General features: G+C 44.9%; 26 protein-coding genes and 1 pseudogene. 22 read left to right on the top strand and 5 right to left on the bottom strand.

Features of this window, described 5'->3' with window-relative positions:
* Nucleotides 1–278: 278 nt before the first annotated feature.
* On the bottom strand, nt 279–512 hold the full coding sequence (locus AC2IBB_RS21310; protein WP_486328755.1) for a SymE family type I addiction module toxin: 234 nt from the start codon (nt 510–512) through the stop codon (nt 279–281).
* A 601-nt stretch (nt 513–1,113) separates the two neighbouring features.
* On the opposite strand from AC2IBB_RS21310, the gene AC2IBB_RS21305 reads away from it, so the two are divergent.
* The gene (locus AC2IBB_RS21305) at nt 1,114–1,782 is read left to right on the top strand and encodes a hypothetical protein (RefSeq protein ID WP_486328754.1); all 669 of its coding nucleotides are present in this window, start codon (nt 1,114–1,116) and stop codon (nt 1,780–1,782) included.
* Nucleotides 1,783–1,862: 80 nt separating this feature from the next.
* Here the strand turns inward: AC2IBB_RS21305 and AC2IBB_RS21300 are convergent, their stop codons facing one another.
* Entirely contained in the window at nt 1,863–1,910 is a 48-nt protein-coding gene (locus AC2IBB_RS21300; protein WP_486333985.1) for a hypothetical protein, read from the bottom strand.
* Between the two features lie 204 nt (nt 1,911–2,114).
* Here AC2IBB_RS21300 and AC2IBB_RS21295 point away from each other — a divergent pair, with 204 nt between their 5' ends.
* The gene (locus AC2IBB_RS21295) at nt 2,115–2,597 is read left to right on the top strand and encodes a hypothetical protein (RefSeq protein ID WP_486328753.1); all 483 of its coding nucleotides are present in this window, start codon (nt 2,115–2,117) and stop codon (nt 2,595–2,597) included.
* 62 nt (nt 2,598–2,659) lie between these two features.
* Here the strand turns inward: AC2IBB_RS21295 and AC2IBB_RS21290 are convergent.
* Nucleotides 2,660–2,831: pseudogene (locus AC2IBB_RS21290) on the bottom strand (IS256 family transposase); the annotation flags it as partial.
* Between AC2IBB_RS21290 and AC2IBB_RS21285 the strand changes: the two are divergent.
* The 11 genes from AC2IBB_RS21285 to AC2IBB_RS21235 all read left to right on the top strand — a co-directional run bounded on the left by AC2IBB_RS21285 (nt 2,754) and on the right by AC2IBB_RS21235 (nt 9,765).
* On the top strand, nt 2,754–3,185 hold the full coding sequence (locus tag AC2IBB_RS21285) for an RHS repeat-associated core domain-containing protein (protein WP_486328752.1): 432 nt from the start codon (nt 2,754–2,756) through the stop codon (nt 3,183–3,185). The pseudogene AC2IBB_RS21290 and the gene AC2IBB_RS21285 sit on opposite strands and share 78 nt — an antisense overlap.
* Entirely contained in the window at nt 3,178–4,260 is a 1,083-nt protein-coding gene (locus AC2IBB_RS21280; RefSeq protein WP_486328751.1) for a scabin-related ADP-ribosyltransferase, read from the top strand. The genes AC2IBB_RS21285 and AC2IBB_RS21280 overlap by 8 nt, the downstream gene beginning before the upstream one ends.
* Nucleotides 4,261–4,285: 25 nt before the next feature.
* Complete coding sequence (locus tag AC2IBB_RS21275; protein ID WP_486328750.1) at nt 4,286–4,645, top strand: hypothetical protein; 360 nt, start codon at nt 4,286–4,288, stop codon at nt 4,643–4,645.
* Nucleotides 4,646–4,875: 230 nt separating this feature from the next.
* Nucleotides 4,876–5,151: a hypothetical protein gene (locus tag AC2IBB_RS21270; RefSeq protein ID WP_486328749.1), complete on the top strand. Its 276-nt coding sequence runs from the start codon at nt 4,876–4,878 to the stop codon at nt 5,149–5,151.
* 209 nt (nt 5,152–5,360) lie between these two features.
* On the top strand, nt 5,361–5,600 hold the full coding sequence (locus AC2IBB_RS21265; protein ID WP_486328748.1) for an RHS repeat domain-containing protein: 240 nt from the start codon (nt 5,361–5,363) through the stop codon (nt 5,598–5,600).
* Complete coding sequence (locus AC2IBB_RS21260; protein WP_486328747.1) at nt 5,542–5,787, top strand: hypothetical protein; 246 nt, start codon at nt 5,542–5,544, stop codon at nt 5,785–5,787. The genes AC2IBB_RS21265 and AC2IBB_RS21260 overlap by 59 nt, the downstream gene beginning before the upstream one ends.
* Nucleotides 5,745–6,707 (top strand): RHS repeat domain-containing protein, encoded by a 963-nt coding sequence (locus AC2IBB_RS21255; RefSeq protein WP_486333984.1) that lies wholly within the window; start codon nt 5,745–5,747, stop codon nt 6,705–6,707. Before AC2IBB_RS21260 ends, AC2IBB_RS21255 begins: the two co-directional genes overlap by 43 nt.
* 65 nt (nt 6,708–6,772) lie before the next feature.
* Nucleotides 6,773–7,171: a helix-turn-helix domain-containing protein gene (locus AC2IBB_RS21250; RefSeq protein ID WP_486328239.1), complete on the top strand. Its 399-nt coding sequence runs from the start codon at nt 6,773–6,775 to the stop codon at nt 7,169–7,171.
* Nucleotides 7,172–7,193: 22 nt separating this feature from the next.
* Nucleotides 7,194–7,781, top strand: a complete 588-nt coding sequence (locus tag AC2IBB_RS21245; RefSeq protein WP_486333932.1) for an IS630 family transposase — start codon at nt 7,194–7,196, stop codon at nt 7,779–7,781.
* Nucleotides 7,782–7,861: 80 nt separating this feature from the next.
* Entirely contained in the window at nt 7,862–9,238 is a 1,377-nt protein-coding gene (locus AC2IBB_RS21240) for a polymorphic toxin-type HINT domain-containing protein (protein WP_486328746.1), read from the top strand.
* Between the two features lie 11 nt (nt 9,239–9,249).
* Entirely contained in the window at nt 9,250–9,765 is a 516-nt protein-coding gene (locus AC2IBB_RS21235; protein ID WP_486328745.1) for a hypothetical protein, read from the top strand.
* Between the two features lie 48 nt (nt 9,766–9,813).
* On the opposite strand, the gene AC2IBB_RS21230 is transcribed toward AC2IBB_RS21235, so the two are convergent.
* Nucleotides 9,814–9,912 (bottom strand): hypothetical protein, encoded by a 99-nt coding sequence (locus tag AC2IBB_RS21230; RefSeq protein ID WP_486328744.1) that lies wholly within the window; start codon nt 9,910–9,912, stop codon nt 9,814–9,816.
* 278 nt (nt 9,913–10,190) lie between these two features.
* Between AC2IBB_RS21230 and AC2IBB_RS21225 the strand changes: the two genes are divergently transcribed.
* Complete coding sequence (locus AC2IBB_RS21225; protein WP_486328743.1) at nt 10,191–10,478, top strand: barstar family protein; 288 nt, start codon at nt 10,191–10,193, stop codon at nt 10,476–10,478.
* 241 nt (nt 10,479–10,719) lie between these two features.
* Here the strand turns inward: AC2IBB_RS21225 and AC2IBB_RS21220 are convergent, their stop codons facing one another.
* A complete protein-coding gene (locus AC2IBB_RS21220) occupies nt 10,720–11,019 on the bottom strand; it encodes a transposase (RefSeq protein ID WP_486328742.1) in 300 nt (99 codons plus the stop codon).
* Between the two features lie 285 nt (nt 11,020–11,304).
* Between AC2IBB_RS21220 and AC2IBB_RS21215 the strand changes: the two genes are divergently transcribed.
* From AC2IBB_RS21215 to AC2IBB_RS21180, 8 genes are all read left to right on the top strand, one after another.
* Nucleotides 11,305–11,460, top strand: coding sequence for a hypothetical protein (locus AC2IBB_RS21215; protein WP_486328741.1), 156 nt, complete (start codon nt 11,305–11,307; stop codon nt 11,458–11,460).
* Nucleotides 11,461–11,722: 262 nt separating this feature from the next.
* Complete coding sequence (locus AC2IBB_RS21210) at nt 11,723–12,139, top strand: hypothetical protein (RefSeq protein ID WP_486328740.1); 417 nt, start codon at nt 11,723–11,725, stop codon at nt 12,137–12,139.
* 121 nt (nt 12,140–12,260) lie between these two features.
* Entirely contained in the window at nt 12,261–13,871 is a 1,611-nt protein-coding gene (locus tag AC2IBB_RS21205; protein ID WP_486328739.1) for an RHS repeat domain-containing protein, read from the top strand.
* Between the two features lie 3 nt (nt 13,872–13,874).
* Entirely contained in the window at nt 13,875–14,201 is a 327-nt protein-coding gene (locus AC2IBB_RS21200; RefSeq protein WP_486328738.1) for a hypothetical protein, read from the top strand.
* 280 nt (nt 14,202–14,481) lie between these two features.
* Nucleotides 14,482–14,691 carry a hypothetical protein gene (locus AC2IBB_RS21195; RefSeq protein ID WP_486328737.1) on the top strand — a complete coding sequence of 70 codons (210 nt, stop codon included), beginning with the start codon at nt 14,482–14,484 and terminating at the stop codon, nt 14,689–14,691.
* A gap of 142 nt (nt 14,692–14,833) precedes the next feature.
* A complete protein-coding gene (locus tag AC2IBB_RS21190) occupies nt 14,834–15,013 on the top strand; it encodes a hypothetical protein (RefSeq protein WP_486328736.1) in 180 nt (59 codons plus the stop codon).
* 99 nt (nt 15,014–15,112) lie between these two features.
* Nucleotides 15,113–15,274 carry a hypothetical protein gene (locus tag AC2IBB_RS21185; RefSeq protein WP_486328735.1) on the top strand — a complete coding sequence of 54 codons (162 nt, stop codon included), beginning with the start codon at nt 15,113–15,115 and terminating at the stop codon, nt 15,272–15,274.
* 446 nt (nt 15,275–15,720) lie between these two features.
* Nucleotides 15,721–16,008, top strand: a complete 288-nt coding sequence (locus AC2IBB_RS21180) for a hypothetical protein (protein WP_486328734.1) — start codon at nt 15,721–15,723, stop codon at nt 16,006–16,008.
* The last annotated feature ends 101 nt before the right edge of the window (nt 16,009–16,109 follow it).

Here is a 16,109-nt window from a genome sequence, read left to right as displayed (position 1 = left end):
GCCACCTGACTTCTTCGATTAATGAAGACTTCAGGAGAAGATGAAATTAAAGGGTTGATATCTATAGGCCAATATGAATGCGCTTGGTATAAATTAAATAGTACTGTAATTAGCAAGCCTGATGTGGTGGATATACTAAATGCGTTATCTTCCCATGTAACTCAAAAGGATGCGTTCAAAGATTTAATTGCTTGTTGGTCGGCTAGTAATCTTTGATTAAATTAGCCGAAGAGATGTAAAAAGCCCAGCTAAATGGCTGGGCTTTTTATGCATGGTGTTTACTCGGTGGTCAGTACCAAGCAACCCTCCATGACTCTCACCGTCACCGGCGTCTCAATTTCAAACCCGGCCTGCTGTAACCAATGGCCCTTGAGTTGCAGCCAGGGGATGGGCCGAGCGCCTGAGTAGGGCGACTGCTCTTTGAGCCGATAGTCATAGTACGTCTTGGTGACTTTAATTTGCCGGGTTGCATTAGCCGGGCGTGAAGCTGGCTTATGATTGCCTTTAGTCATAATAACCTCGTCTACAGGTTGTTGTGATTAGCTGGCCTGTTGGGTTGCCGCCCATCAGGTCAGCGCCTTTAACGCTAGTGCATCTGGGGTAAAAATCAGTAGAATCGTAGTTCTTAAGCGGAAAGTTCTTTAAAAGCGAGGCGGCATCAGGGGTAGCGTTCATCGGGTACGATGGTCGTGTCGGGGTCACTTGTTGTTCCAAACAGTGAAGCAGCTGCAATTGCTCGGATGTCTGAAAGGGCGGTTTATTCCCGAAGACTTCGGCGTTAGCTCCATAGCTAGTGATCCAAAACTCCATTCCTTATGGACTGAATCTTTGCAAAATGCATCTTCATGGGGCGGCAGACAAAGTCGGCATTGAGATTCCTGCGGGTGACATCCATCATTGGAATTTCAATAAGTTGGCGTTCTCGGATCAAGTCTTTGATCCTCGAAATTTGTTCCCCACTAATAGCAAAATTCAGCACAACAGTATGCACTTGAATTTAGGGCCTGGTAATGGAATTGACTACAATGGGCCAATTATTCCTACAAGTGAACTGAAGTTTGATTCTAGCTTATACCCATTGAGCCTGGCTTCTGCGATTAATCAGGAGTGCACATGGGTTATATAGAGTTTTTATCTAAATATGGTTATTCACAAGGATTGGTGAATATTGCTAAGGGGTTGGTTGAGGTGCCGGACTATACTGTTCAGGCACCATCAGACCAAAGCTTTGGATTTCCTCCGGTATTGATACCGCTATGGAGTAATGCGAGCTGGCCTGGTTATATTGGTATCGCTAAACATTGGTTTGGCAGTCGGCAAGATACCTTTGTCCAATTTTATGCAGACGAATTTTCTTTTGTTGAAATAGCGCGGAATTTGGTGCAGTTAAAAACTTGGATGGTTTTTGACTTTTTATGTAATGTCCCTGCCCCTGATGAAGTTGGTCGTTTTGCTGAGTCAACTGGTTTTTGCGCTAGTGATGAAGTGGAAAATATTTTTGCTGACTGTGAAGATGTATCAGATTTAGCAAAACTAAGTGTTTTTAAAAATAACTTACCTCCTGTTATCGATAAAGGGAAAAGGTTCGGTGACCCAGAATGGCTAATGAAGACTTCAGGAGAAGATGAAATTAAAGGGTTGATATCTGTAGGCCAATATGAATGCGCTTGGTATAAATTAAATAGTACTGTAATTAGCAAGCCTGATGTGGTGGATATACTAAATGCGTTATCTTCTCATGTAACTGAAAAGGATGCGTTCAAAGATTTAATTGCTTGTTAGTCGGCTAGTAATCTTTGATTAAATTAGCCGAAGAGATGTGAAAAGCCCAGCTAAATGGCTGGGACTTTTATGCATGGTGTTTACTCGATGGTCAGTACCAAGCAACCCTCCATGACTCTCACCGTCACCGGCGTCTCAATTTCAAACCCGGCCTGCTGTAACAATGGCCCTATCTCAAATTCGCTACTTTGCTCGTTATGCCATGGTTTTCGGGGATTCTCTTCTGCAGAGCATTTCCTGCCACTTTAATAAAACTTCAAGCAAGAAACGAAGTGCGATTCCCCTGCTATAATGGCTTAATGATTTTGATAAAAACCTGGGTGGATATTAGCATGATGCCAACTTTTTTTTCATATATAGAGATTCTAAATATATATGGGGAATTCGACCTTTTTGCTGAAGTTTTTCCATATCAAGATTCGGGGATAAGAAATATATTTCCAGAGAAAACATTGAATAGAGGGCTTCCGAAAAATGTAAGTGATCCTGTGAGGAAAAAAATGAACTGTATTGTTAGTGACTATGCAGACTATTTGGAGGATGAAGGCTTCGAATCGGCCTATCCTGACGAAACGGATATATTGGTGAATACAGGTGCGTCGAATGTAGTATTGCGCGATGATAACGGTAATCCTTTGGTTATTACTAACCCTAACTTTTTTCCTAGCTGGTGTACATTGGAGGAGCTGCAAGAGGTTGAGGAAGCCTTAGCGGAAGAATGTGGTTTAACATATTCGCTTATGATAGATTTTATGAGGAATATAGAAAGTAGATTTGGTAATGGATCCTCAAGATTGATATTTTGGGTAGACTGAAAATTAGCCTGGAAGTTTAAGACTCTGCATCAATAGGGGGGTAAAAGCGCTTGTCAACCAAGTCACAGATCGGTGTGAGCGGCTAGGCGCGCCTCAAAGAGAGTCAACAACTGCGAGAGCGCTTGGACGACCCTGTAGGTTCCAACTCTGCACTGGATGCGTCCACCGTTCTATGGCGTTCAACATACCCGCACACAACAGCCTCAGCAAACTGTTCTCATTGGCGAAGCTGCCTTACTCACCCAGTTCGATGAAAGCGGCGCCACGCTGGCCAAATATGAATACGGCGGCAGCCGTCTGATCAGTTTGAATCAATTCCGCGAAGGCGTGCAGTTCTACCACTTCGACGCCTTAGGCAGTCCGGTGACCCTGACCAAACCGGACGGCTCAGTCCAGGTCCGCTACAGCTACGACGCCTGGGGCCACCGACGCTACCAGAGCGGAGAAAGCTGGAACCGCTTCGGCTTCACCGGCCACGAAGAAGACCGTGAAACCGGCCTGATCTACGCCAAAGCCAGATACTACGACCCAGACACCGGCCGCTTCCTGAGCCAGGACGCCTGGGAAGGCGACATCTCCATTGCATAAGTATTTGTATGCGTATGCGAATCCGACCTTTTATTGGGACCCCGATGGTAATGCGCCATCGCTGCTTATGAGTCTAATGGCGGAAAAAGCGGCGGATGCGGTTATTGAAAACCCTGAGCGAACCATGAATATTGTATCGGGCGCGGCTGAAAGGCTAGTAAATATAGCTCGGGATACTGTGAATGGTATTGAGCCGCTAATGAAAGAGTATGTTGCTCATCAGACCAGAAATTTCCAGACCCCTTCAACACTGGCAATCCGTGAGCCAACTCCTAAAATGTTGGAGGATCAATACAAATCCCAGCAAATAGCGATGAGTACGGTGAACTCCATTGTCGATTCTTTGGGGAGCCTAGGTAGACTTTTTGGTGCTATAGAAGTTGGAAATGATCGAGACATAGGTAAGGAAGCTGTTGATACTCTATTCCTCGCCGCTGAAGCTATCCCAGCAATGAGGCTTAAGTCGGCTAGAATTGTCGAAGAAGCAGCGAGCAAGGCTGGTACTGTAAATAAAGGAGTCCTGACCTATCAGGGCTTGGTTAGGGCATTAAAGTCTGTACCGAAAGTAAGTCTTCGTACATCTCAGAAGGTAAAAAGTCCGAGAGCCCCTTCCAATCAGCCTTCTATGCAGGCTATGGCTGATGCAGAAGCAGGGATGCCATACGATCATCCTGTCAAAAAGCCAGTAGAATATGTTTGGAGGGCCGATTATCGATCTCCAGAGAAAATATATAAGGAAGGCTTTAAGAGAAAGGACCCTAATGGAAAAGTGGTGATAAAAAAATATGCTGAAACCGGTAAGTCAAGCCAATTAGTTAGTACATTGATGGACCCGCTATCAGTAGAGGAGTTTATTAGAAAAGACGAAATGGGTGAAATTTGGGTCTACAAAATTCGTAAACCTGAGGAAGGTATCGATATGAACAAAGCTTATCCAGAAAACCCGTATTACTACGAAAATGAATGGTCAGTGACGAGAGATATTGATTGCAGTGAGATTGTGTGTGCGCAACGCCACGGCGGACACGGTTTTCCTATTGACGATATTATTAAAAACCCCAACTATCAGCCATAGAATAGGAATAATAGGAGAGAGCTAGATGAAAGAAAGTTTTTTTTTAAGTCTTATTAAAAGTAAATTGGGGGGAGATGTTGAGAATTTGACGTTCGAAAAGGACGGCTGGTATGATAAAGGTAATGGTAAAAATAATCTAAGCCCGAGGGATCGCTTGCTTTTTATCTTTAAGAGGCGTTATTCGAATCCCAAGCTTGATGCACAATGTAAAATTAAGGTAGGAGAATTTATTAAAGAGCTAGAAGCATTACCTTATGATGCAGACTTATTTTGCTGGTCATGCATAAAAAGTGGAGATATGCTATCTGGATGGGCATCTAAGGACAAGGTTATATTTTGTACTGTTATTGAAAAAAACACCCAAGAAATCCCTCCAAGTAATTAATCTGCATTAGGATAATAGGGTGGGCCTTAAATATTATTGCATTCGGTCCAATCCGGTTTGGGTTGAGGTCGCCCTATTAGTTCCAAACAGTATAAGTCTTCCAAAAATAAGGAAAACAGATTTGTCTGGTGGTCCGCATGCACCAGGAACGGCAGATAATGTTTTAAATTCAAGAGCGGCGAGATCAGGTAATCCACAAGGGCGCCGGGAATCTGAAAATGCGATTTATAATGCTGTATCTAACATATGACATTTCAAGAGGTGGTGTTCAGGTTGTTGAAATAAGAGCTGGCGATGGCACTGTATTTCATAATCCGGGGGGGCGCTTCCCTGCTGATAAATGGGGAAAAAACACTAAAATAGATGGACTTGAAATATCTATTGAACCAGTCAAAAATTCAGCCGATAGAGCTATAATTATTCCAAAAGAAGATGGTTTTAATCTATTCCATATAGATAGTGCTCACCCTCAATATTCAACTCACTTTTTTGGTGGTAGTCGATGAAAGATATATATAATCCAGATAATTAAGATGTGATGGAGTGGGTAAATTATTCAGATGAAAAATGGCCTGCTAGTGACTGGGATTATTATGTGGTTGGTTGTGATAATGATCGCTTAATGTATGAGCTCGCAAATGATTTAAAGTGTAAAAAAAAGAGGATTTTTTATCCATGCGCTCTATTATTTAGTTGGAGAGTGCTTTAATTCCTCTTGTTCAGCTATGACGCTTTCGATCGTTTGCTGAAGCAGGTGGATGCATACGGCAAGGCTACCCAGTACCAATACGATAATAACGGCAACCGCACGGCGTTGACCGATCCTGACAATACGGTCACCCGTTACACCTTCGATAAGTTGAATCGCGTCAGCACCGTCACCAGTCTGCAGGGGGGTGACGGCATACCGTTACGATCACAGCAGCCGGTTGCAGGAAGTGCGTTATCCCAATAACGCGCAGATGAAGTATCAATACGACAAAGCCGGCCGCACTCGCACCCTGACGCATACGCAGAACGGGGCGCAGGTGTCGAATACGCCTATGTCTACGATCGCCACGGCAATCGCGTCAGTCAGGAAGAAGAGAATGGCCGTGGACTGGAACTCACACGCTACGATTATGACAATCTGGACCGTTTGACTCAGGTGGGGTATCCGGACGTCCCCGCCGGCAGCGCCACCACGGTGATCTACAGCTACGATGCGGTGTATAACCGGGTCGGCGAGACGGTGGTGGACGCCGCCGCCGCGACGGTGAAAGATCTGACCTATCGCTACAACAGCCGTAACCAGTTATATCAGGTGCAGGATAATCTCGATCCGGCGCAGAACGTGGCCTACAGGTTTGACCCCAACGGCAATCAGGTGCAGAAGAGTAAAGCGGGCGAGGTCAGCGACTTCGTCTTCGATGTCCGCGATCACCTGAGACAGGTCACCGTGGGCGGCTCCACAGTAGGGCAGTTCCTGTACGACTACCGCGGCATGCGCATAGAGAAGCAGGGCGAGCGCGGGGTGGAGCGCTACAGCTACGACGACAATTCCATACTCACCCAGTTCGATGAAAGCGGCGCCACGCTGGCCAAATATGAATACGGCGGCAGCCGTCTGATCAGTTTGAATCAATTCCGCGAAGGCGTGCAGTTCTACCACTTCGACGCCTTAGGCAGTCCGGTGACCCTGACCAAACCGGACGGCTCAGTCCAGGTCCGCTACAGCTACGACGCCTGGGGCCACAGACGCTACCAGAGCGGAGAAAGCTGGAACCGCTTCGGCTTCACCGGCCACGAAGAAGACCGTGAAACCGGCCTGATCTACGCCAAAGCCAGATACTACGACCCAGACACCGGCCGTTTCCTGAGCCAGGACGCCTGGGAAGGCGACATCTCCATCGCCCCGTCATTGCATAAGTATTTGTATGCGTATGCGAATCCTACTTTTTATTGGGACCCCGATGGGTATAAGACCAAAATACACTCATGGACAGATGACCAAGGAGTTGTCCATTTTGGCGATAGTGCAGCGATGACTTCGGCAGGTGTTAGTGGAGGGAATGGTAAGTAGCAAAATAAAAATTTTCTAATAAAATAGGCTACTTACGACCACCCGAACTGATCATATTTTGCACCGTGAAGTACGTCAATCATCTTAAGCCCGCTGAAATAAAGACTCTTACCGATGGATTTCGCTACAGCCCGAGCTCCCGTTTCCGTATTCGCTGTCACGCCATATTGCTCAGCAATAAGGGGTATAAAATCGATAAAATTGCCGACATTATCGACTTCCACCGCAACACCATTTCGATCTGGATTGAGCAGTGGGAAAGCATGGGAATATGTGGCCTCATTAGCGACGCCTCCCCGGGAAGGCCGCCCATTTACACGGAGCAGGAACAAGAAAGGGTTTGTAAGTGGATTGACGAGCAGCCCCAACAACTACGAGACGTCCAGATACGTCTGGAGAAAGAAACTGGAAAAAGCGCTAGTCTGGAGACCGTTAAACGGAACTTAAAAAAAATCAAAGTATAGCTTCAAGCGATTCCGCTTTTCGCTGCGCGCGCTTCGGGATGAAGACGCCTTCCGACAATTTCTGGGCTTTGTGAAAGATCTTCAATCCTGGGAGGATGCGGGCGAAATCGAGCTTTACTACTTTGATGAATCAGGCTTCAGTCAGCGTTCCAACTTACCTTATGGCTGGAGCCCTGTGGGGAAGCCGACGCAAATGAAATCCTATCCACACAATAAGAGACTGAACGTTCTGGGGTTTATGAGTCGCCGCCAGAAGCTGATATTCCATGCCACAGAGGAGCGGGTGGATTCCGCCAAAGTCGTAGCGCTTTTTAATAAGCTGGCGGGGAGTAAAGATCCGCTTAAGCCTGCCGTGGTGCTTCTGGACAACGCCTCCATGCATCGCTCTGCGGAGTTTCGCCGACATAGGTTGGATTGGGCGGATAAAGGCATCTGGCCGATCTATTTGCCGAAATATTCACCAGAGCTAAACCTGATAGAGATCTTGTGGCGAAAGGTGAAGTACAACTGGCTGCCGCTAGGTTCGCATGAGACGTTCGAGAGACTGAAAGAGTCAGTCACCGATGTCCTGTCAAAGTTTGGGCAGGAGTATAAGATTAATTTTATTTAGATACTTAAGGAAAAACAAGAATATTATTTAGGGGGGGGCAGCAACATAAATTTAAGTGGCAACGAGATATTGCTAACTGTGTGCTGGCAGGTGGGCAAAACTGCGCAGCAAAAATCGCTACTCAGAAATCGAAAGAAGGCTTACTGGGAGAGGGGCTCACACAAGAAGATGAAAGTAGTAATGCTACGAGCGACATATATGACATATATAAGGATTATGAACGAGACTTCAGTTCAAGAGTTGAGAATGCCCACAGCATTGCGAATACCGCCATGGCTGGCGGAGCCGTGGTGGCGGGAGCCATCCTTCCTCCAACTCCCGGAGAGGCATTAGATACTGGTAAAGAACTATTAGGGCTGAGCCAAGAGGCATTTACTAAAGCAGAGAATATTTGGAATAGCGATCTATCAGATAAAGAAAAAGCGACTGCGATTATAGCAGCTTTTGGTACCGTAGCTGGCACAGCATATATTAATAAGAAGACTAGACGAGGTCGGAATCATAAAACTTCTCATAGCGGCTGTTGCGTTGGATCTTGCTTTGCCGCAGGAACTCTGGTTGTAACGAAAGATGGCTTGAAGCCAATTGAGGAAATTGGAAAAGGCGAGCTGGTAGCCGCTCGCGATGAAGCAACAGGAGACATCACCTGGAAACCAGTGACCGAACTGTTCAGGTATGACGATGATCGAACAACTTATCTGTTAACGCTACTGGATGAACAGGGCGTCCAAGAGTCATACATAGTCACAGACAATCACCCCTTCTGGGTTGATGGAACTGGATGGCTAGACTCGATAGACCTGAAACAGGGAATGCTTATCCCAAGCTATCGCGGAGGCAAACTTGAAGTAGTCAGTTTGGTCAATCGGAATGAATCTCCGGTAACCTATAACTTTGAGGTGGCGGATTACCATACGTATTTTGTTGGAGAACTTGGTGCATGGGTGCATAATCAGAAAAAAGTGGAGTGTGTGCCGTGCCCAAGTGCTAGTTCATCAAATGTTCCGAACAAAACAAATACTGTTTGGGATGATATAAAACGTTTAGATGCTTACGGAGACTACCCCGGAACTATTTTGCCTAGAGCTTATATAACTAATTTCGAAGGAAAAGATCTGTTCATTACTGCTAATGCAACAAAGCATATTCGAGAAGAACTATTCGGCAAGCTCCCTTCAAGATATGTTGATGTTGATGTTGATGTTGATGTTGGTGGTGATGTTCCTGTTTGGCAAAATCAAATTAAAGGTGAAAACTTTAAGTTCTTGCCAGATCCTGTTCGAACTCAAGAAGCTCTTTCAAGCATGCACTCAGGTATTGGAAATATTATTAAAAATAATAATGTACAGTTTAATAAAATGTATGTGAGTGATAATGGTTGGGAAATTATTTTTTCTCCTCCCAGAAATGCTGGAGAACTACCTGCGATAAAACATGCTAGAAAATTAGAGCAATGATAGGTATTAAAATGAAAGTTTTAGATTTAATACATGAAACATTAAGTGTAAATAGCAATTTTGACTATTACGTACCGCTAGAGATTAACTTTGGAGCAGGGAATTTTAATAGAAAGTATTGGCGTTTTGTAACGCAAGACTCTTTGCTTGAAATAGGAATTGATAAAAGTAGTGGTGCTCTAGTTTCTTTAAAAGTAGTTCAGGTTAAAAACTTTAAAGAGCAAAGTGATAATCTTCCGCTAATACCAGACAATATTGCTAATGGTTTACTTGTCTTTGATTTGGAAGGTTTCAGTAACTCAGATTTGGCTGATACTAAAGAAGGGTTTGAGCTTATCATTGGCAAAAGTGATGTGATGATTGCTCTTTCTCCTTTGCAGGCTACAAAGGTAGTAAAAAATAACAATATTCAGTTTGGAATATCTGATTCTTCGTTAGTGTGGATAGTTGTTGATGGAGTTAATTCTGAAGACATTAAAACCATAACTGAAAGTGTTCATAGCCAACAAAATAAAGGTTTTTTATAAATAAATAGCCCGGTTCGCCGGGCTTATTTCTATCTACTCAGTAATCTATTACTCAAGAGCCTTATCATAATCAGGACCAATGAGAAGCAAGCCCGGATGCATGGCGATTATCAGTGGCCGCCCTACAGTAAAACCGCCTATCTCCAACCATCGACCTGCGATACTGATGTGCGGTGTGGGTGGTCCGGGGTATTGGCAAAGACCGGGGCAGTGAAAGGGGTGAACGTTTGTTTTATAAGTCTACCCGCAGCGCAGGGGAGAGTTTGGCATGAGGCAGACATTGGACTTAACAGTACGATGAGCAGGGCAAAACAACCAGGAACGCGACTCCTTTATTCAAATGATGGGCTGTTGTATGTAACACAAGATCACTATGAAACGGTGCATATGATTGGTCGTTGGAAAGATTAAGGAAATTATCAAATATGAAGGTTATTATTGATGGTAATGATATTAAATCGGAAGCTGATTTCCACAAACATATTGCACTAGCACTAAACTTTCCATCTTACTATGGGAAGAATTTAGATGCTCTATGGGATGTATTGAGTACGGATATAGAGCGGCCTGTTTTGTTTGTTTGGAAAAATTCCGCTTTGTCTAAAGAGGCTATGGGTGAAGAATTTACTAGAGTCAATGATCTTTTAAACAGAGTCGCGGCTCAAGATATTGAATGGGGACTGGATGAACGATTTGAAGTGAACATCGAGTGATGATGTTTTCAGATTAGGGCTAGTAAAGTCCTAATTTGTTGTTCCAAACAAAACTTATTCCTTTTAGCTTTATCAAAAGCGGCTCCAACCTGGATGTCCAGGGATTGCTGACGCTGTCGTCGCAGAGAAGGGGCTTTCTGCCGATGGAGCCAAACGTAGTAGCCGCTTCTTGAGACCTGAAGCGTTCTCGCCATGCAAGTGATGCGGAAAAGGCCTGTGTGAGAGTGCATAAAGGCGTACCTCACTTCACGCTTTTGGCGAAGCACGCCGCCGCTTTTTTTAACACGGCATGCTCTTCCGCCTGTTCAGCCAACTGACGCTTCAGGCGGGCGTTTTCCTGGGCCAGTTGCTGTTCTGTTTCGCCACGATCCTGCGCTAGCCGCGCTTTACTGCGCCAGTTGTAAAGTTGTGACTCGTGCAGACCCAATTGCTTTGCGGCGGCGCTCACACCGATGCGTTGAGCTAACGCCAGGGCTTCCGCCTTGTACTCGTCGGAATAACGTTGGCGAGATTTGGAGTTTGATGTTTTCTGTTTGGTCATAGTTTACCTCTGTAGCGTAGTGTACTCGCTTAACAGGGTGTCTATCATTGGTGGGTAGGATCAGAATTTGTTAAGCCACCTTTGTGATGTGTTTGATTCGTATTCTGGAGCATATGGGGATTCAAGAGAATTAATACAGATGCTAGTTGATTTTTCTGTAAATGAAATCGACCACCACCTAAAGGAGGAGTACATTAATACAATTCAGTCGGCAGCAGGAAATAGGGATGTTTCAAGCGTAAACTTTAGTGGCTTGATAGCTTTTACTCTTCATTGGACCGTCGAATGAAGCTTGATGTGATTGATATCTTAGGTTTTAGTCATAATCCTAAGTATGTTGACTTCTTGAAGTTTCAGACAAGTTCCGATGATGGTGTTGTGGCTTCGGCCGCAGTTATGGCTCTGGATGAGTTGGAAGCTTTCTTAAATAAGAATAATTGATGATAAAAAGGGGGAATTATGTCCAGGACCTTACTAGGGGAATCGCGCTTCGTTTATTGCTTGAAATTTTATTAAAGCAGTAGGAAATTGCTAAAAATGCGACTTTAGGGAAATATTCTGTAGCAGAGAATTCCCGGAAATCATGGCATAGTGAGTAAAGTAGCGAATTTGAGATATTGAGTGCCATTTTCACCTCTCATGGCGGGAGAATGTGGTCAATTATTCACCATGCAGTGCGATTTGCCTGTCATTAGGAGGAGGGATGAATAATATAAGGCTATCTGTCATAAAATTAGAGAATGAAACAATAGAAGGAATACTTTTTAGGGACGGTGTGACCGTAAGTGTGTATGTAGATAATATATACTTTAGAGATCACCCTGTTTTTTCTGATTCACTGGTTTATTTTCCGGAGTTGAAGAAATCGTGCTACAAAAGCGGTAAGTATTTGATATTTACTGCTGTCTCTGGTTATGCAGATGAGGCTGGTTGGACTGGCGTTGAAGTAGAGCATGAGCTAGACAGCATAAAATGGAAGCTAGAGGCTGAAGACCAAGTTTATACTTTTGAGTTTTTAAAGAAGAATTACTGTGAAGAGGTAGAAATGGTTTGTCGTGAATTGGATCAGCAAAGTAAACTACTGGTGCCAGTCGCAACTATGTTTCCCGAAGGGTGGTAAGGACCCTGTAAATAATTCTGTATATCTGCCTGGTTAATAGTAGATATCTCCTTACAATACCGAGTCCTACGTCGCCGGCGACACCCGTTTAACCTCTTTCAGCTATGACGCCTTCGACCGTTTGCTGAAGCAGGTGGACGCATACGGCAAGGCTACCCAGTACCAATACGATAATAACGGCAACCGCACGGCGTTGACCGATCCTGACAATACGGTCACCCGTTATACCTTCGATAAGCTTAATCGCGTCAGCACGGTCACCAGTCTGCAAGGGGTGACGGCTTACCGCTACGATCACAGCAGCCGGTTGCTGGAAGTGCGTTATCCCAATAACGCGCAGATGAAGTATCAATACGACAAAGCCGGTCGCACTCGCACCCTGACGCATACGCAGAACGGGGCGCAGGTGTCGAAATACGCTTATGTCTACGATCGCCACGGCAATCGCGTCAGTCAGGAAGAAGAGAATGGCCGTGGACTGGAACTCACTCGCTACGATTATGACAATCTGGACCGTTTGACTCAGGTGGGGTATCCGGACGTCCCCGCCGGCAGCGCCACCACGGTGATCTACAGCTACGATGCGGTGTATAACCGGGTCGGCGAGACGGTGGTGGACGCCGCCGCCGCGACGGTGAAAGACCTGACCTATCGCTACAACAGCCGTAACCAGTTATATCAGGTGCAGGATAATCTCGATCCGGCGCAGAACGTGGCCTACAGGTTTGACCCCAACGGCAATCAGGTGCAGAAAAGTAAAGCGGGCGAGGTCAGCGACTTCGTCTTCGATGTCCGCGACCACCTGAGACAGGTCACCGTGGGCGGTTCCACGGTGGGGCAGTTCCTGTACGACTACCGCGGTATGCGCATAGAGAAGCAGGGCGAGCGCGGGGTGGAGCGCTACAGCTACGACGACAATTCCATACTCACCCAGTTCGATGAAAGCGGCGCCACGCTGGCCAAATATGAATACGGCGGCCGCCGCCTGATCAGTTTGAATCAATTCCGCGAAGGCGTGCAGTTCTACCACTTCGACGCCTTGGGCAGCCCGGTGACCCTGACCAAACCGGACGGCTCAATCCAGGTCCGCTACAGCTACGACGCCTGGGGCCACAGACGCTACCAGAGCGGAGAAAGCTGGAACCGCTTCGGCTTCACCGGCCACGAAGAAGACCGTGAAACCGGCCTGATCTACGCCAAAGCCAGATACTACGACCCAGACACCGGCAGTTTCCTGAGCCAGGACGCCTGGGAAGGCGACATCTCCATCGCCCCGTCATTGCATAAGTATTTGTATGCGTATGCGTATGCGAATCCGATGGTTTATGCGGACCCAGATGGGAATCAGACTGCTGTCGTCCCCACTAATCCTGCAAGCGCAGTTTTTTATGGCGCTACGACTATCTACTCCAGTGCTGAAGGAACCGCAGAAACGGTAGCGACTCATGTGACAGGCGTTGATTATTCAGGCAACCGTGCCAAGCTGATCAACCGGGCGATTAATTTTGTAAAAGGAGGTGTTACAGGTGCGGCGATAGCTTTTGATCAACTCACAGGCAGCTCTGATCAACATATCACGCAAGAGTCCTCAGTACTTCGTCGGCCGAGTCTGAGTATCAATATGTCGGGGAAACTCCTTATCTATTTGACAAGGATTCAATTTTCAATCGTGACAGAGGGCTCCGAGTTTAATCAGGGGCCATTTATTAATTTAATTGGTAAGGGAAAGTGATATATGGATTTAGGGTTTACAATATCTGTTAATTCAGATAAAAGTGAAGAGGAACTTATCGAGTTGATTTGCTCTAAGTGTGTCGGGGCGGAAAGAAATGGAGGCTATATTAAAATTATGAATAACATTCTGAAGTTTGAAAAAAACTACGATTATGATAGGGGTAGAGTGAATCAAAAGGATGGGTGGCAATACTATAAGTTCGAGTTAGATGGAACGCCTTATAATGAATCATCGATTGAAAATCAAAAAAATCTCATTTCAGTTTTATGTGATTGCTTAAATGGTGCTGGTAGTTTAACTGAATCGTTTAATGGGTTCGATGGCTAAAAAGAAAGCTGATCGCATGGATAACAGGGATAGGCCTTACTTTTACATCCAGCCGAACCCCGTTTAGGTTAAGGTCTACCCCATCATTCCAAAGGAGTGGAATGATGGCGCAGCCACCTGTGCACTGAATTTAGCGGTGCGCTTTACCATATCTTACAAAAGATGACTTGCTCCGGGCAGTTATTTTTGATTGATCTTGCCCAAGATTGAGACTGTAATTTAGTTTGTGTATCTTCAGAAATATAGGTGAGGTATATGAATGTAAAAGAAGAGATGTTGAGTGCTTTATGATTGGCGCTACTTGGTGGCGGTTTTATATTTATGCTTGGAGCACCGTCCTGATTTGGGTGTCAGTGGAGCTGCAAGTGGTGAAAATTTAGTATGGAGTATTTCCCATGTTGTTAAAGGGACGGACTATTTGGATGATTGGAACCCTCTGGGGAATTATGAAATTTTAGAGCGTATGGAATTAGTTAAAAAACCTAAATGATAATGTATTATTTGGAGTTTGTTGAGAGCTAGGAGGTAGGCAGACAAATTGCACCATATGGTATATGGTTAGTTACTCACCGCCCAGCGCGACTTCCCTGATAGCAAACGATACACATATACCTCTGCATACAGGAGGGGAAGTGGAACTGACTGAAATTATAAATGTGCTTTGTTTTGGAAAGTCATCGGATAAGATGAATGTGTTAAGCCACCTTTTTGATGTGTTTGATTCGTATTCTGGAGCATATGGGGATTCAAGAGAAATAGTACAGATGCTAGTTGATTTTCCTGTAAATGAAATCGACCGCCATCTAAAGTAGGAGTACATTAATACAATTCAGTCGGCAGCAGGAAATAGGGGTGTTTCAAGCGTAAACTTTAGTGACTTGATAGCTATTTGCTCTTCTTTGGACCGTCGAATGAAGCTTGATGTGATTGATATATTAGGCTTTAGTCATAATCCTAAGTATATTGATTTCTTGAAGTTTCAGACAAGTTCCGATGATGGTATTGTGGCTTCGGCCGCAGTTATGGCTCTGGATGAGTTGGAAGCTTTATTAAATAAGTATAATGAGGAGTGATTGATGATAAAAAGGGGGCGGATATACATTTTACACTCAACCCAGTCTGGTTTAGGATGAGTCTAATCTTTGTGGGCAGGATCATAGCTTAGCGCTTTACTATATTTCGTCCTGGGGCAATGTCCGCGAGAACATCTTTCAGGATAATCCCGAACAGGGTTGTTTTTTTGATCTTATGAACCATGTCCGCGATGGACATCATTGGCTATGTTAGGAAATTTATATTTTTCTACTTACATAATAAATAAGCAACATGGATTATACGGGGGCTGAAATATAATCTTAATGAATAGGTTATTGGGGAAGTATTATGGACAAAGCAGGTGCGGGAAATTTTAGTAAGATTGAGAAACTGTTACAGGAAAAAAGACTCTCTTCATCCAAATGATCCTTCAATTAGTAGGTGCTGGAATGATCTGACTAATATCTTGGTGGAGAATGTCGACATGACGGTTGAAATACTAAATGCCTGCTCCCTGGAGCAAATTAGGTCTTTGTCCGATGTGTTTGATGAGGTGGCGGAAAATCTACGATCAGAAAAATTAAACTATTGCTTGATGCAATTACAAGAAAAATATCCCAGCCATTATCTGGGAGCTGAAATTAAATACGCGCAAAGAATTCTGGACCCTGCTAATCACTGGCGCTTGGGTGCGGCTTCGCCATTAACCATTTCTTCGCCTGTGTGCTCGATGAGGCTCGGTCAGGATAGTATCTGGTATATAGGGAAATAGCTTGCCGATCCGATGCTTCTTAAAGTTGGTTGGTTTCACCGGTTACGAAGTTTGCGTCTCTTCTTGCGCAAACACAGACATTCCTGCCCTATACAAGGGGC

The sequence above is a fragment of the Hahella sp. NS-SX17 genome (genome assembly GCF_057367735.1).
The sequence above is the reverse complement of the archived record's forward strand: the minus strand, read 5'-3'. Positions and strand labels throughout refer to the sequence as shown.

Coding starts and splice junctions, on each gene's coding strand:
- AC2IBB_RS21310 (WP_486328755.1), bottom strand. CDS start 512: ATGACTAAAGGCAATCATAAGCCAGCTTCACGCCCGGCTAATGCAACC.
- AC2IBB_RS21305 (WP_486328754.1), top strand. CDS start 1,114: ATGGGTTATATAGAGTTTTTATCTAAATATGGTTATTCACAAGGATTG.
- AC2IBB_RS21295 (WP_486328753.1), top strand. CDS start 2,115: ATGATGCCAACTTTTTTTTCATATATAGAGATTCTAAATATATATGGG.
- AC2IBB_RS21285 (WP_486328752.1), top strand. CDS start 2,754: ATGCGTCCACCGTTCTATGGCGTTCAACATACCCGCACACAACAGCCT.
- AC2IBB_RS21275 (WP_486328750.1), top strand. CDS start 4,286: ATGAAAGAAAGTTTTTTTTTAAGTCTTATTAAAAGTAAATTGGGGGGA.
- AC2IBB_RS21270 (WP_486328749.1), top strand. CDS start 4,876: ATGCTGTATCTAACATATGACATTTCAAGAGGTGGTGTTCAGGTTGTT.
- AC2IBB_RS21235 (WP_486328745.1), top strand. CDS start 9,250: ATGAAAGTTTTAGATTTAATACATGAAACATTAAGTGTAAATAGCAAT.
- AC2IBB_RS21225 (WP_486328743.1), top strand. CDS start 10,191: ATGAAGGTTATTATTGATGGTAATGATATTAAATCGGAAGCTGATTTC.
- AC2IBB_RS21220 (WP_486328742.1), bottom strand. CDS start 11,019: ATGACCAAACAGAAAACATCAAACTCCAAATCTCGCCAACGTTATTCC.
- AC2IBB_RS21215 (WP_486328741.1), top strand. CDS start 11,305: ATGAAGCTTGATGTGATTGATATCTTAGGTTTTAGTCATAATCCTAAG.
- AC2IBB_RS21210 (WP_486328740.1), top strand. CDS start 11,723: ATGAATAATATAAGGCTATCTGTCATAAAATTAGAGAATGAAACAATA.
- AC2IBB_RS21200 (WP_486328738.1), top strand. CDS start 13,875: ATGGATTTAGGGTTTACAATATCTGTTAATTCAGATAAAAGTGAAGAG.
- AC2IBB_RS21185 (WP_486328735.1), top strand. CDS start 15,113: ATGAAGCTTGATGTGATTGATATATTAGGCTTTAGTCATAATCCTAAG.
- AC2IBB_RS21180 (WP_486328734.1), top strand. CDS start 15,721: ATGACGGTTGAAATACTAAATGCCTGCTCCCTGGAGCAAATTAGGTCT.